The organism is Streptomyces sp. NPDC096040 (assembly GCF_040303265.1).
Classification (GTDB): Bacteria; Actinomycetota; Actinomycetes; order Streptomycetales; family Streptomycetaceae; genus Streptomyces.
Genome location: NZ_JBEOTA010000019.1, coordinates 104,883 through 118,288 on the forward strand (window position 1 = coordinate 104,883; position 13,406 = coordinate 118,288).

Below are 13,406 nucleotides of genomic sequence, written 5' to 3' on the forward strand. Positions count from 1 at the left end.
AGGGTCAGTCGTGCGAGTGAAGCGGCTTGCCGGCCAGGGCCAGGTGGGCCTCGCCCATCGCCTCGTTCTGCGTCGGGTGGGCGTGGATGAGCTGGGCGACCTCGGCGGGCAGCGCCTCCCAGTTGTAGATCAGCTGGGCCTCGCCGACCTGCTCGCCCATGCGGTCGCCGACCATGTGGACGCCGACCACGGCACCGTCCTTCACCTGGACGAGCTTGATCTCGCCCGCGGTGTTGAGGATCTTGCTCTTGCCGTTGCCCGCCAGGTTGTACTTCAGGGCGACGACCTTGTCCGCACCGTAGATCTCCTTGGCCTTGGCCTCGGTGATACCCACGGAGGCGACCTCCGGGTGGCAGTACGTGACCCGGGGGACACCGTCGTAGTCGATCGGAACGGTCTTCAGACCGGCCAGACGCTCCGCCACCAGGATGCCCTCGGCGAAGCCGACGTGCGCGAGCTGGAGCGTCGGGACCAGGTCGCCGACGGCGGAGATGGTCGGGACGTTCGTCCGCATGTACTCGTCGACCAGGACGTAACCGCGGTCCATGGCGACGCCCTGCTCCTCGTAGCCGAGGCCGGCGGAGACCGGGCCGCGGCCGACGGCGACGAGCAGGACCTCGGCCTCGAACTCCTTGCCGTCGGCGAGGGTGACCTTGACGCCGTCGGCGGTGTACTCGGCCTTCGAGAAGAAGGTGCCCAGGTTGAACTTGATGCCGCGCTTGCGGAACGCGCGCTCAAGAAGCTTGGAGGAGTTCTCGTCCTCGACCGGGACGAGGTGCTTGAGGCCCTCGATGACGGTGACGTCCGCACCGAAGGACTTCCAGGCGGAGGCGAACTCGACGCCGATGACCCCGCCGCCCAGGATGATCGCGGACTTGGGCACGCGGTCCAGGACGAGGGCGTGGTCGGAGGAGATGATGCGGTTGCCGTCGATCTCCAGGCCGGGCAGCGACTTCGGCACGGAGCCGGTCGCGAGGAGCACGTGCCGGCCCTGGATGCGCTGGCCGTTCACGTCGACGGAGGTCGGGGAGGAGAGACGCCCCGTGCCCTCGATGTACGTCACCTTGCGGGAGGCGATCAGACCCTGCAGGCCCTTGTACAGGCCGGCGATGACACCGTCCTTGTACTTGTGGACGGCCGGCACGTCGATGCCCTCGAAGGTGGCCTTGACACCGAACTGCTCGCTCTCGCGGGCCTGGTCGGCGATCTCGCCCGCGTGCAGCAGGGCCTTGGTGGGGATGCAACCCCGGTGCAGGCAGGTACCGCCGACCTTGTCCTTCTCGATCAGGGCGACGTCCAGGCCCAGCTGCGCCCCGCGCAGGGCCGCGGCGTAACCGCCACTACCACCGCCGAGGATCACTAGGTCGAAAACGGTGCTGGCGTCGTTCGCCACGTCACGTCCTCCATGCATGTGCGCCGTACGCCGGTCAACAGTGACCGGGCGGCGGCTGGTGTCCGGCCGCTCTTCTTCGGCCCTGTGGTGGGGCCCTGTCCTGCCGAGCCCCATCTTCGCACTTGTCGGAGGTGAACGAGACGCCGGGCCGGGGTGTGAGACACCACATGCAGCGCCCCGGCCCGTCAGGCGACGGGACCCCGCCCTGCCCGCACACGAGGTCCCGTCGGCACCGTCAGCCCAGGTCACCCTCGGCAGTCAGCTCCGCCAGCCGCACCAGCGTCCGTACCGCGGACCCCGTCCCGCCCTTCGGCGTGTATCCGAACGGGCCGCCCTCGTTGAACGCCGGCCCCGCGATGTCCAGGTGCGCCCAGGTGATGCCCTCGCCCACGAACTCGCGCAGGAAGAGCCCGGCGACCAGTCCGCCGCCCATCCGCTCGCCCATGTTCGCGATGTCCGCCGTGGGCGAGTCCATCCCCTTGCGCAGGTGCTCCGGCAGCGGCATCGGCCAGGCCGGCTCGCCGACCTCCTCGGCCGCTTCGTGGATCGACGCACGGAACGCGTCGTCGTTGGCCATGATCCCGAACGTCCGGCTGCCCAGCGCCAGCATCATCGCCCCGGTCAGCGTCGCCACGTCGACGATCGCGTCCGGCTTCTCCGCCGACGCCGCCCACAGCGCGTCGGCAAGGACCAGCCGGCCCTCCGCGTCCGTGTTGAGGACCTCGACCGTCTTGCCGCTGTACATGCGCAGCACGTCGCCCGGGCGCACGGCGGAGCCGGACGGCATGTTCTCGGCGAGCGCCAGCCACCCGGTCACATTGACCTTGAGGCCGAGTCGTGCCGCCGAGACGACGGCCGCGAAGACCGCCGCCGCCCCGCTCATGTCGCACTTCATCGTCTCGTTGTGGCCGGCCGGCTTGAGCGAGATACCGCCCGAGTCGTAGGTGATGCCCTTGCCGACGAAGGCGAGGTGCTTGTCCGCCTTGGGGCTCGTGTACGACAGCTTCACCAGCCGCGGGGGCGCCGCGGAGCCGACGCCGACGCCGAGGATGCCGCCGTAGCCGTCCTTGGCGAGCGCCTTGTCGTCCAGGATCTGGATCTTGAGGCCGTGCTCCTTGGCCGCGCCCTGCGCGAGGGCGGCGAACGCGGCCGGGGTGAGGTCGTTCGGCGGGGTGTTGATCAGGTCGCGGGCGCGGTTGAGCTCCTCGCAGACCGCGGTGGCGCGGGCGAGGGCCGCCTTGTGGGCCGCGTCCCGCGGCTTGCCGCCGAGCAGCACGCCTTCGGCGAGCGGCGCCTTGCCGTTCTTCGCCTTCCCGTTGCCGCCGTTGTCCTTGTAGACGTCGAAGGAGTACGCGCCCAGCAGCACGCCTTCGGCGATCGCGCCGACGGCGGCCGCGTCCTCGACGGGCAGCGCGAAGGCCGCCTTCTTCGCCCCGTTCAGCGTGCGGGCCGCGACACCGGCCGCCCGGCGCAGCGCCTCGGCGTCGTAGCCGGCGCCGGCGTCGGGCTCGGCGCCCAGGCCGGCCGCGATGACGAGCGGGGACTTGAAGCCTGCCGGGGCGGGCAGCTTCGTCAGTTCGCCCTCGGCACCCGAGGAACCGAGGGTCTCCAGGACGTCGGCGAGCTTGCCGTCGTAGGCCTTGTCCACGGCCTCGGCGCCCGGGGCGACGACCGGGCCCTTGGCGCCCTTGGCGACACCGATCACGATCGCGTCGGCCCGGAGGCCGGGCGCCGCTGAGGTGCTGAGAGTGAGAGCAGTCACGGTGGTGGGATCTCGCTTCCGATGTTGAGTTGCTGTGGCCGAGTGGGTGGGTCGACCGGGCCCGGGAAGCGACCCTAGGCAGTGGCCTGGGGGCGTTTTACCACCGGGGCCTTCACCCTGTCGGCGAACACCCGGGACGAGCCTACGCGTGTGTATGCGTTCGCTCATTCCTGCGGGTGTTCATCTGGGGGTGGCGCCGTGGCCACTTCCCGCCTCTCTCACCTTCTGAACCGAGGCCCCGCACGGGGCCTTGGTGTACCGCGCGATACCCGGCGTGGGAGATCATCGATGGGGTACCTTGCCGCACGCCTTGGAGGCCGCCCGGTGAAACTCCGCACCACCGCACCCCTGCTCGTCCCGCTGGCCCTGCTCACCGGTTGCACCCGGTCCGCGGACGACGCCGGACGCTGGCAGCCGAAACCCGGGGTCACCTGGCAGTGGCAACTGAGCGGCCGTGTGGACACGTCCGTGCCGGCGTCGGTGTACGACATCGACGGCTTCGACCAGTCCAAGGCGACGGTCGGCACGCTGCACGGCAAGGGCCGCAAGGTCATCTGCTACCTGTCCACCGGCGCCTTCGAGGACTGGCGCCCCGACGCGAAGAAGTTCCCCGAGTCGGTGCTGGGGCGCGGCAACGGCTGGGAGGGCGAGCGCTGGCTCGACATCCGCCGTACGGACGTCCTGGAGCCGTTGATGGCGGCCCGCTTCGACATGTGCAAGGACAAGGGCTTCGACGCGGTGGAACCCGACAACATGGACGGCTACAAGAACCGCACGGGCTTCCCCCTCAAGGCCGCCGACCAGCTCCGCTACAACCGGCTCATCGCCCGACTTGCCCACGACCGGGGCATGTCGGTGGGCCTGAAGAACGACCTGGACCAGATACCGCAGCTGGTCGACGACTTCGACTTCGCGGTGAACGAGCAGTGCGCCCAGTACGGCGAGTGCCGCGACCTGAAGCCGTTCGTCAAGGCGGACAAGGCCGTCTTCCACGTGGAGTACGAACTGCCGACGAACAGGTTCTGCGCACAGTCGCGGAAGCTGAAGTTGAGCTCACTGGAGAAGAAGTACGAGCTGGGGGTGTGGAGAAAGGCCTGCTGAAGCGCCCCCTTCAGGGACTCCTCAGCCACCCAGCGAGAACACCACAAGCGCGGTGGTCGCCGCGGTCTCGGCGAGGCACCCGAACACATCTCCCGTCACCCCGCCGAACCGCCGCCTGCAGAGCCGCAGCAGCACGTCCGTCGCCGCCTCCGCCACCACCACCGCGAGCAACGCCCGCAGACTGTCGGCCGACCCCACCAGCGCCCCGGCCCCCGCCGCCACCACCATCACCGCGACCGTGACCACCGACGCCCCCACCCTGGGCACCACCCCGGCCACCGCCGCCCCCAGCCCCTCGGGCCGGGCCGCGGGCACCCCCTGCACCGCGGCCAGGCTCATCGCCAGCCGGGCCACCGTCGCCGAGACGACCGCAGCCAGCATTCCCCGCTGCCACGAGCCGCCGTAGGCCTGGGCCAGCGCGGCCACCTGACCGAGCAGCACGAGGACGAGCGTGATCACCCCGAACGGCCCGATGTCCGACTGCTTCATGATCCGCAGCGCTTCCTCGGCGGGCTTGCCGCTGCCCAGCCCGTCGGCGGTGTCGGCGAGGCCGTCCAGGTGCAGCCCCCGGGTGAGCACGGCCGGTACCGCGACCGCGGCGACCGCGGCCAGCAAGGCACTCGCCCCGGCCAGGGCCAGCAGCGCACCGACCGCTCCCGCGCAGAGCCCGACGGCGAGGCCGGCCAGCGGCGCGAGCAGCATGCCGCCGCGGGCTGCCTCGCGGTCCCAGCGGGTCACCCTCACGGGAAACACGGTGAGTGTGCCGAAGGCGAAACGGAGGCCGTCACGCCAGGGAGTCGCAGAGGTCGCAGCCACCGGCGCAGGTTATCCGGTGGCCAGAAGGGTCCATGCCATGGCCAGGGATAAAGTGCGCACATGGGACATTGGCTGGAACGGAACATCATCGAGCCGGGCAAACTCCCCCTGTTGCTCGCCCTGACGGCCTTCGTCCTGACCTTTGTGATCACACGGGTCATCACCCGGCTGATCCGCGCCGGAAGGGGCCCGTTCGGGAATGTGAAGGCGGGCGGGCTGCACATCCACCACGTGGTCCCCGGGGTCGTCCTCGTCATCGTCGGCGGTTTCGGCGCGGTCGCCGGCGCCCGCCAGGGTTTCGGCGCGGCCCTCGCCGCGATCGTCTTCGGTATCGGCGCGGGGCTCGTCCTCGACGAGTTCGCGCTGATCCTGCATCTCGACGACGTCTACTGGACCGAGGAGGGCCGCCAGAGCGTCGAGGTGGTCGTCATCACCGCCGCGCTGGTCGGGCTGCTGCTCGCCGGCTTCTCGCCGTTCGGCGTCAACGACATCTCGGCCGGCGAACTCCAGGACCGGGGCACCGTCATCGCCAACGTCGTGGCGAACTTCCTCTTCTCCCTCGTCGCCCTGAGCAAGGGCAAGGCCCGTACCGCGATCTTCGGGGTGGTCGTCCCGCTGGTCGGTCTCGTCGGCGCGGTCCGCCTGGCCCGCCCCGGCTCGGCCTGGGCCCGCCGCTTCTACGGCAACCGCCCGCGCGCCCGGGCCAGGGCCGGGCTGCGGTCCTACCGCCACGACCGCCGCTGGGCCCGGCTCAGCAGGACCCTTCAGGACTGGATCGGCGGCAAGCCCGACCGCCCCGAACCGGCCCGGTTGCCCGGCCGCCGCTGACGCCACCGGGACCGCAGCCGCCGCCCCACCGCCACCGCCGCGTACAGCACGACCACGCCCGCGATGGCCGCCAGGTGCTCCTTGCCGGCCAGGTTGTCCTTCAGTACCGCCTCGACCACCATCGCCGCCGCCACCGCGCCCGCGGTGACATACGCGCCGTACCGCCAGCCCAGGCAGACCGCGAGCCCGACGACCGCGGCCGAGGGGCCGGTGTCCACCACCCGGGCGTCCGAGGCGGCCAGGCCCAGGGGGCTGTGCGGACCCAGCGCGACGCCGGCGCGGGCGTACAGCGTGCCGGCGAGGGTCGCGACGTACGCGACGGTCAGCGTCCGCCACCAGCCCAGGCACATCTCGGCGATGCCGAAGACGACCAGGATCTGCGCCAGCGCGCCCCACACCGGCAGGTCCAGCGCCGGCACGAACAGCGACAGGGGAGTGCGCAGCAGGGCCAGCCCGAGCGGGTCCTCGGCCCGCACGCCACCGATGTCCTGGACGAACCGATAACCCCACGACTGGTTCTGGACGAACTGCAGCAGCGCCGTCAGGCAGACCGCCGCGACCGTCATCGGCGCCGCCCGCAGCCGCCGCTTCACCAACGGGCCGCGCACGGTGGCGTACAGCAGCCCCCACTCGGCGCGGGCCCAGCGGGCGAGCGGCTTCATGCGGTGGTCCTCATCCGTGCGAGTCTCGGTCCGTGTCCAGATGCCGTCGGTGCAGCCACTTCGGCAGCACCGGCGCCTCCAGGAACCCCTCCGCACGGGCCGCGGAGAGGCCGATGCGTGGCAGGTCCGCGCTCTTCTCGAAGAGCAGGAAACGGGGTTCCCAGATGGGCCGGTACTTGGCGTTGGCCCGGTACAGGGACTCGATCTGCCACCACCGGGAGAAGAAGCTCAGCAAGGACCTCCACAGCCGCAGCACCGGCCCCGCGCCGAGACGCGCGCCACGTTCGAAGACCGATCGGAACATGGCGAAGTTGAGCGATACCTGGGTGATCCGGATCTCTCCGGCGCGCCGCAGCAGCTCGATGACCATGAACTCCATCAGCCCGTTGTCGCAGGCCCGGTCCCGCCGCATCAGGTCGAGGGAGAGCCCGCCGGGCCCCCACGGCACGAAGGAGAGCAGCGCCCGCAGCCGTCCCTCCCCGTCCGTGCACTCCAGCATCACGCACCGCCCGTCCCGGGCGTCCCCGAGCCGTCCCAGCGCCATGCTGAACCCGCGCTCGGTGGCGCCGTCCCGCCAGTCGTCGGCGCGCCGGACGAGGTACGACATCTCGTCGGCCGGGATGTCCTCGTGCCGGCGGATCCGCACCGAGTAGCCCGCCCGCCCGACCCGGTTGCAGGCCTGCCGGACGGTCCGCATGGCCCGCCCCTCCAGTGTGAATTCGGCGACCTCGACGATCGCCTCGTCCCCGAGCTCCAGCGCGTCAAGACCGTGCCGGGCGTACACGGTCCCGGCCTCCTCGCTCGCCCCCATCACCGCCGGAATCCACCCGTGCGCCCGCGCCTCGCTCAGCCACGGCACGATCGCCCCCGGCCAGGCCTCCGGATCCCCGATCGGATCCCCGGAGGCAAGGCTCACCCCGCCCACCACCCGGTAGGCCACCGCCGCCTTCCCGGTCGGCGACCACACCACGCTCTTCTCCCGGCGCAGCGCGAAGTAGCCGAGCGAGTCCCGCTCGCCGTGCCGCTCCAGCAGCGCCCGCAGCCGCTTCTCGTCGTCCTCGGTGATCGGGTCGACGGCGCGGCGGGAGCGGAAGGCGGCGTAGAGGACGGCGAGGACGAGGAGCGTGCTCAGGACGTTGATGGAGACGTTCACCCAGTTCGGCGGCGCGATGTACGGGAACCGGGAGGGGTCGGCGGCGACCGACACCAGGCGCAGGGTGCCGTAGTGCCAGCGCTCCGGGAACGTCGAACGGGCGGCGTGCGGGGCCTGGTTGGTGACGGACACGAGGAGGGCGGCGAGCAGCGAGGCGAGGAGCCCGCCGCCGACGGCCACGGTCGCGGCGAGCCGCGGATTGGAGCGGTCGCCCTTGGCGTAGAACTCCCGGCGGCCGACGAGCAGCGCGCCCACGAAGGCGGCGGTCAGCGCGATCGAGATCCAGTTCTGCGCGTACCGCCGGATCTCCGGAAACGTCATCGCGAACGCGAACAGCGCGAGGAACAGCCCGCTCAGTACGAGGTTCAGGATCCATGCGGCCCGCTTGCGCCGCCGCATGGTGATGGCGAGGAACGCGGTGAACACGCCGGAGGCGAAGCCTGCGGTCAGCAGGTACGGCGTGAAGAAGTCCTCCTGGTTGTGCCGCCGCACGTCCTGCCCCAACGACACCCACACCGCGCTGAGGAAGTTGACGAAGGCGACGGCCCGCAAATACCACACAGCAAAGGCGGCGGCCCGCTGGGAAACCCCGACGGACCGCCGACCCGCCTCACGTCCAGCACACCGCTCAACGGCAATTCGGGCATCTCCCATGGAGATGGATCATATGGGTGCTCCCGCGACGAACCGCGCCACACGCAGGGACCTCTCCCTACTCCTCCGGCTTCTCCTCCGACTCCGGATTCTGCGGCTTCTCCGGGAGTTCCGCCGCCAGGGCCGCCGCGGACTGGACCAGAGGAAGGGCGAGCAGTGCTCCCGCTCCCTCGCCCACCGTCACGCCCTGTTCAAGCAGCGGCTCCAGGGCCATCCGGTCCAGCGCCTTGGCCTGGCCCGGTTCCCCGCTGTCATGGCCGGCCAGCCACCAGTCCGGCGCCCGGAACGCGATCCGCTGGGCGACCAGCGCACACGCGGCCGCCACGACCCCGTCCAGCACCACCGGCAGCTTCCGTACCGCCGCCTGCAACAGGAACCCGGTCATCGCCGCCAGGTCGGCCCCGCCGACCGTCGCCAGCAACTGCAACTGGTCCCCGAGCACCGGCCGCGCCCGCCGCAAGGCGTCCCGGATCGCCGCACACTTCCGCATCCACGCGAGGTCGTCGATGGCGACCCCGCCCCGCCCGGTCACCACGGACGCGTCGGTCCCGCACAGCGCCGCGACCAGCACGCAGGCCGCCGTGGTCCCCCCGACACTCACATCGCCGAGCACCACCACATCGGTCCCGGAGTCGGCCTCCCCGTCGGCCAGTGCCACGCCCGCCCGGAAGGCCGCCTCGGCCTCCTCCAGGGTCAGCGCGTCCTCGATGTCGATACGGCCGCTGCCCCGCCGCACCCGGTGCCGTACTACCTCCGCGGGCAGCGTGTCCGGGTCGCAATCCAGCGCCATGTCGACGATCCGCAGGGGCACCCCGAGCCGCTGGGCCAGCACCGCCACCGGGCTGGCCCCCTCCAGGATCGCCCGCACCAGCAGCCCGGCGCTGCCCGCCGGCCGCGCGGACACGCCGAGTTCGGCGACGCCGTGGTCACCGGCGAAGAGAAGGACCCGCGGCCGTTCGACCGGCCGTACCGGCACGGAACCCTGTGCGGCGGCCAGCCACTCACCCAGGTCGTCGAGGCGGCCCAGCGACCCGGGCGGCACGATCAGCCGCTCCCGGCGCGCCTCCGCGTCACGGCGCACACCGCCGTCGGGGCGCTCGATCAGATCGGTGAAGTCGTCGAGATTAAGCGAGCTCATTCGCCGAACAGTACCGGCACCGAACGAACGATTCGGTGCCAGATCGCCACCACACCCGCACGGCGTCTTGGCAGGCAAGATCGGTATCCCATACGTTCCGTTTTGCAGTGGATTGCGTACAAGGGAGCACAGGGAGCCGCCCATGTCGCCAAGACCCGAACTCCTCCCGGGCACCGACGGGTTCCACGAGCCGCGCCGCGAGGACTGCCCCTGGTGCGGCTCCAGACGCCTGCGCACCCGTCTGCGCACGCCCGACCTCCTCCATCAGCGGCCCGGCAGGTTCGTCGTCGACGAGTGCCGCGACTGCGCCCACGCCTTCCAGAACCCCCGGCTGACCGCAGTGGGCTTCACCCTCTACCACCGGGACTACTACGAGGGCCGTCTGGAGGACTACACCGACCGCCTTCTCACCACCCGCGGCGGCCGCCGCCGGCACCGCGCCGCCGCCCACGCCATGCTGGCCCTGACGGAGCCGGAGAGCTGGCTGGACGTCGGGACGGGCCACGCCCACTTCCCCCGTGCGGCGAAGGAACTCTTCACGTACACGTCCTTCGACGGTCTGGACTCGACCCTCCGGGTGGTGTGGGCCCAGGCCGAGGGGCACGTCGAGGAGGCCCACTGCGGCCACCTGACCGCACCGGATGTTCTCGCCCGGCTGCGCGCCCGCTACGACGTCGTCAGCATGTTCCGGCACCTGGAACACGCCCCCGACCCACGCGCCGAACTCCGCGCGGCCCTCGCGGCGCTGCGGCCCGGCGGCCACCTCCTGATCGATGTCGCGAACCCGCGCAGCGCCTTCGGCGCGCTCCTCGGCAAGTGGTGGCTCCCGTACGGCCAGCCCCGCCATCTGCACCTGGTGCCGCCGGCCAACCTGCGGGCGGAACTGGAGTCCCAGGGCTGCGAGATCCTGAAAGCCGACCGGAAAGCGCCCCACATCCCGTACGACATCTCGGCGGCGCTCACCCTGGCGCTGGGCCGGGTGCTGCCGAAGCGGTGGGTAGGGGCGACCGCCCCGCTGGTGGCCGTGGCGGCAGCCGTCGACCACGCGTTGGCCCCCTTGCTGCGCCGCACACCCTTCTCCAACGGGTACCGGATCATCGCGAGAAAGGGGCGGTGACGGGCCGTTGCGCGGCTGCGGGTCGGTGGGGCCGGTCGCGCAGTTCCCCGCGCCCCCAAGGGGCGCTCCACTACCGCAACACCACCACCTGCCCGGCCACCACCAGCACCACCTGCTCGCACTCGTCCGCGAACGCCGCGTTCAACCGGCCCAGTTCGTCCCGGTACCGCCGCCCCGACGCCGTGGCCGGCACGATCCCCGACCCCACCTCGTTGGACACCGCGACCACCGTCCGCCGGGTCGAGCGCACCGCCTCCGTCAGCTCCCGCACCCGCTCCCGCAGCGCCTTCTCCCCGCCCGACGCCCACTCCGTGTCGTCCCAGGCCCCGACGGAGTCCATCGCGTCCGTCAGCCACAGCGACAGACAGTCCACCAGCAGCGGCGGCCCGTCCTGCGCCAGCAACGGCACCAGGTCGCACGTCTCCGTCGTACGCCACGACCCCGGCCGCCGTTCCCGGTGCGCGGCCACCCGCGCCGACCACTCCGTGTCCCCACCGCGCGTCCCGCCCGTGGCGACGTACAGCACGTCGGGGAAGGACTCCAGCCGCCGCTCGGCCTCCACGGACTTGCCGGACCGCGCGCCGCCCAGCACCAGCGTCCGGCGCGGAACGTCGGGCACCTCGTCGTACACCCCCACCGTCAGCGTCGTACCGTCCGGCACGGCCCGCGCCCCGGCCGCCGCCAGCCGCCGCCGCAACTCCGGTCCGGGCGGCACGTCGTGGTCGAGATGGACGGCGATGACGTCCGTCGTCGGTCCCACCGAGCCGACCGCCCGCAGCCGCGCCAGCGCGTCCGGGCGCCCCACGACGTCCAGAAGTGCCATGTCGTACGACTCCGCGCTCCCGTTCTCCAGCCCGGCCGGGGCGCTGCCCGGCGGCAGGTACAGCAGCCGCTGCCCGGCGGGTCCGGTCACCGCGTACCCGGTGCCGCCCGCGTCCATCGCCAGCGCCCGCACCCGTTGCCCGGTCAGCAGGGACAGCTCGCGCCCGTCCGGCACCCGCCCCGGCTGCGGCAGCCCGGCCGGCACCTCGACGGCGGGCCCGTCGTGCGGATGCGACAGCAGCACCTGCCGTACACCCCCGAGCGACCGCCCGGCCCGCGCCGCCGCGAACGCCGCGCCCGGCGTCAGATCGAGCAGCAGTGTTCCGTCGACGAGCACCGCCGTGGCGGCCCGGACGTCCTCCCCGACGGCGCAGGCACAGGCCGCGCAGGGACAGTCCGGGCGGGGCAGACCCGCGGGAGCACCGGTACCGAGCAAAGTCACTTCCACGCCCTGATTTTCACCCGACGCGACGAGTCCTGCCCTCAGTGGTAGTCCCGAAGGGGTCCTGCACCCTGCAATGACCACATACGATGCACCAGTTGGATCAAAGGAGGCCTACATGACGGCATGGACGTGGCGGTTCGAGAAGGCCGACGGGACGGAGGTCCAGCCCGCGGTGGAGCCCGAGGAGTTCACCACCCAGGGCGACGCCGAGTCCTGGATCGGCGAGCAGTGGAAGGCCCTGCTGGCCGGCGGCGCCGACCAGGTGTGGCTCTACGAGGACACCACCGAGATCTACGGCCCGATGAGCCTGCACGCGGAGGGGTCCTGAGAGGTGCCGGTCAGGGGCGGCCCCGCACGGGCCGCCCCGCCGTCACTGCTCGCCCAGGGCCACATCCACCGTCCGTTCGACGCCGTTCCGGCTGTACGTCACCGTCGTCTTCTGCCCCGGCCGGTCCACGGCGAGCGACTCGGCCAGTGAGGTGATGGTGGTGATGTCGTCGCCACCCACCTTGGTGATGATGTCCCCGGCCCTGATGCCCGCCTTGTCGGCCGCGTCGCCCTTCTTCACGGTCACGACGGCAACCCCGGCCGGCTGGTAGTTCACGTCGACGACCGTGCGCCCGCTGATGCCGAGCGCGGCCCGCCCCGAGTCGACCACCTTGCCCTGCTTGATGATCTGGTCGGCGACCGTCTTCACCATCGACGCCGGGATGGCGAACCCGATCCCGGGCGCCGCACTGCCCCCGAGGTCGGGGTCGCTCGCGGCGAGCGTCGGGATGCCGATGATCTGGCCGGCCAGGTTGACCAGGGCTCCGCCGCTGTTGCCGGGGTTGATGGCGGCCGAGGTCTGCACCATGTTGGGGATGGTGGCGCCCGTACCGCCGCCCTCGGCGTTCTCGCTGACGGTCCGTCCGGTCGCCGACACGATGCCCTCGGTGACGCTGGACGACAGCCCGAGCGGCGAGCCCATGGCGAGCGTGATCTGCCCGACGTCGACCTTCTCGCTGTCCCCGAAGGTGGCCGCCTTCAGCCCGTCCGGGAGCTTGTCGAGCCTGATGACCGCCAGGTCCTGCTCGGGGTAGGAGTAGACGAGCGTCGCGGTGAGCGGCTCCTCGTTGTTGGCGGTCGTCACCCGGAACTTCTTCTCGCCCTGGACGACGTGCGCGTTGGTGACGATGTGCCCGCTGCCGTCGTAGACCACGCCCGAGCCCAGGTCCCTGCTGGCCTGGATCTGCACGACCGACGGCAGGACCTCCTTGATCACCTTCTGGTACTGGTTCTGCAGATCGACCGCCGCCATGGGAACGGCCGCCACCCGGGCGGCTCGTGCGGTCGTGCCGTCCCCGGCCGTGTCGCTGCCGAAGGCGGAACAGCCGGAGACGAGGGCGAGGCAGCAGGAGCCGAGCACGGCGGCCGTACGGAAGGACCGGTGGGTACGGGAAACGTCCATGCCCCGAGTCTTGTCGCGGGGTGCCGGTCCGGCTCGTGCTGCTGACCCGAACGAGAAGCACGCGA

At 71.7% G+C, this 13,406-nt stretch carries 12 protein-coding genes; 4 read left to right on the forward strand and 8 right to left on the reverse strand.

Going from position 1 to position 13,406, the window contains the following annotated elements; translation table 11 throughout:
- Positions 1-4: 4 nt before the first annotated feature.
- Both lpdA and ABTY98_RS25985 read right to left on the reverse strand, forming a co-directional pair.
- Positions 5-1,393, reverse strand: a complete 1,389-nt coding sequence (gene lpdA, locus ABTY98_RS25980) for a dihydrolipoyl dehydrogenase (RefSeq protein WP_350790338.1) — start codon at positions 1,391-1,393, stop codon at positions 5-7.
- 235 nt (positions 1,394-1,628) lie between these two features.
- Positions 1,629-3,155, reverse strand: a complete 1,527-nt coding sequence (locus tag ABTY98_RS25985) for a leucyl aminopeptidase (RefSeq protein WP_352223372.1) — start codon at positions 3,153-3,155, stop codon at positions 1,629-1,631.
- A gap of 288 nt (positions 3,156-3,443) precedes the next feature.
- On the opposite strand from ABTY98_RS25985, the gene ABTY98_RS25990 reads away from it, so the two are divergent.
- Positions 3,444-4,256, forward strand: a complete 813-nt coding sequence (locus tag ABTY98_RS25990) for an endo alpha-1,4 polygalactosaminidase (RefSeq protein WP_352223373.1) — start codon at positions 3,444-3,446, stop codon at positions 4,254-4,256.
- 21 nt (positions 4,257-4,277) lie between these two features.
- Here ABTY98_RS25990 and ABTY98_RS25995 read toward each other — a convergent pair whose 3' ends face one another.
- The gene (locus tag ABTY98_RS25995; RefSeq protein WP_352223375.1) at positions 4,278-5,072 is read right to left on the reverse strand and encodes an adenosylcobinamide-GDP ribazoletransferase; all 795 of its coding nucleotides are present in this window, start codon (positions 5,070-5,072) and stop codon (positions 4,278-4,280) included.
- 60 nt (positions 5,073-5,132) lie between these two features.
- Between ABTY98_RS25995 and ABTY98_RS26000 the strand changes: the two genes are divergently transcribed.
- Positions 5,133-5,900: a hypothetical protein gene (locus ABTY98_RS26000; RefSeq protein WP_352223376.1), complete on the forward strand. Its 768-nt coding sequence runs from the start codon at positions 5,133-5,135 to the stop codon at positions 5,898-5,900.
- Here ABTY98_RS26000 and ABTY98_RS26005 read toward each other — a convergent pair.
- From ABTY98_RS26005 to cobT, 3 genes are read right to left on the reverse strand one after another with little or no spacing between them, the layout of a single operon-like run.
- Complete coding sequence (locus tag ABTY98_RS26005) at positions 5,837-6,562, reverse strand: hypothetical protein (RefSeq protein ID WP_352223377.1); 726 nt, start codon at positions 6,560-6,562, stop codon at positions 5,837-5,839. The genes ABTY98_RS26000 and ABTY98_RS26005 overlap by 64 nt on opposite strands.
- Positions 6,563-6,572: 10 nt before the next feature.
- The gene (locus ABTY98_RS26010) at positions 6,573-8,369 is read right to left on the reverse strand and encodes a phosphatidylglycerol lysyltransferase domain-containing protein (RefSeq protein ID WP_352223378.1); all 1,797 of its coding nucleotides are present in this window, start codon (positions 8,367-8,369) and stop codon (positions 6,573-6,575) included.
- Between the two features lie 58 nt (positions 8,370-8,427).
- Positions 8,428-9,507, reverse strand: a complete 1,080-nt coding sequence (gene cobT / locus ABTY98_RS26015; RefSeq protein WP_352223379.1) for a nicotinate-nucleotide--dimethylbenzimidazole phosphoribosyltransferase — start codon at positions 9,505-9,507, stop codon at positions 8,428-8,430.
- A 142-nt stretch (positions 9,508-9,649) separates the two neighbouring features.
- Here cobT and ABTY98_RS26020 point away from each other — a divergent pair, with 142 nt between their 5' ends.
- The gene (locus ABTY98_RS26020; RefSeq protein WP_352223380.1) at positions 9,650-10,624 is read left to right on the forward strand and encodes a class I SAM-dependent methyltransferase; all 975 of its coding nucleotides are present in this window, start codon (positions 9,650-9,652) and stop codon (positions 10,622-10,624) included.
- A 70-nt stretch (positions 10,625-10,694) separates the two neighbouring features.
- Here ABTY98_RS26020 and ABTY98_RS26025 read toward each other — a convergent pair whose 3' ends face one another.
- On the reverse strand, positions 10,695-11,894 hold the full coding sequence (locus ABTY98_RS26025; RefSeq protein ID WP_352223381.1) for a bifunctional adenosylcobinamide kinase/adenosylcobinamide-phosphate guanylyltransferase: 1,200 nt from the start codon (positions 11,892-11,894) through the stop codon (positions 10,695-10,697).
- Positions 11,895-12,006: 112 nt separating this feature from the next.
- Here ABTY98_RS26025 and ABTY98_RS26030 point away from each other — a divergent pair, with 112 nt between their 5' ends.
- A complete protein-coding gene (locus ABTY98_RS26030; RefSeq protein ID WP_352223382.1) occupies positions 12,007-12,219 on the forward strand; it encodes a hypothetical protein in 213 nt (70 codons plus the stop codon).
- Positions 12,220-12,261: 42 nt separating this feature from the next.
- Here ABTY98_RS26030 and ABTY98_RS26035 read toward each other — a convergent pair whose 3' ends face one another.
- Entirely contained in the window at positions 12,262-13,341 is a 1,080-nt protein-coding gene (locus tag ABTY98_RS26035; RefSeq protein ID WP_352223383.1) for a S1C family serine protease, read from the reverse strand.
- Positions 13,342-13,406 lie beyond the last annotated feature (65 nt).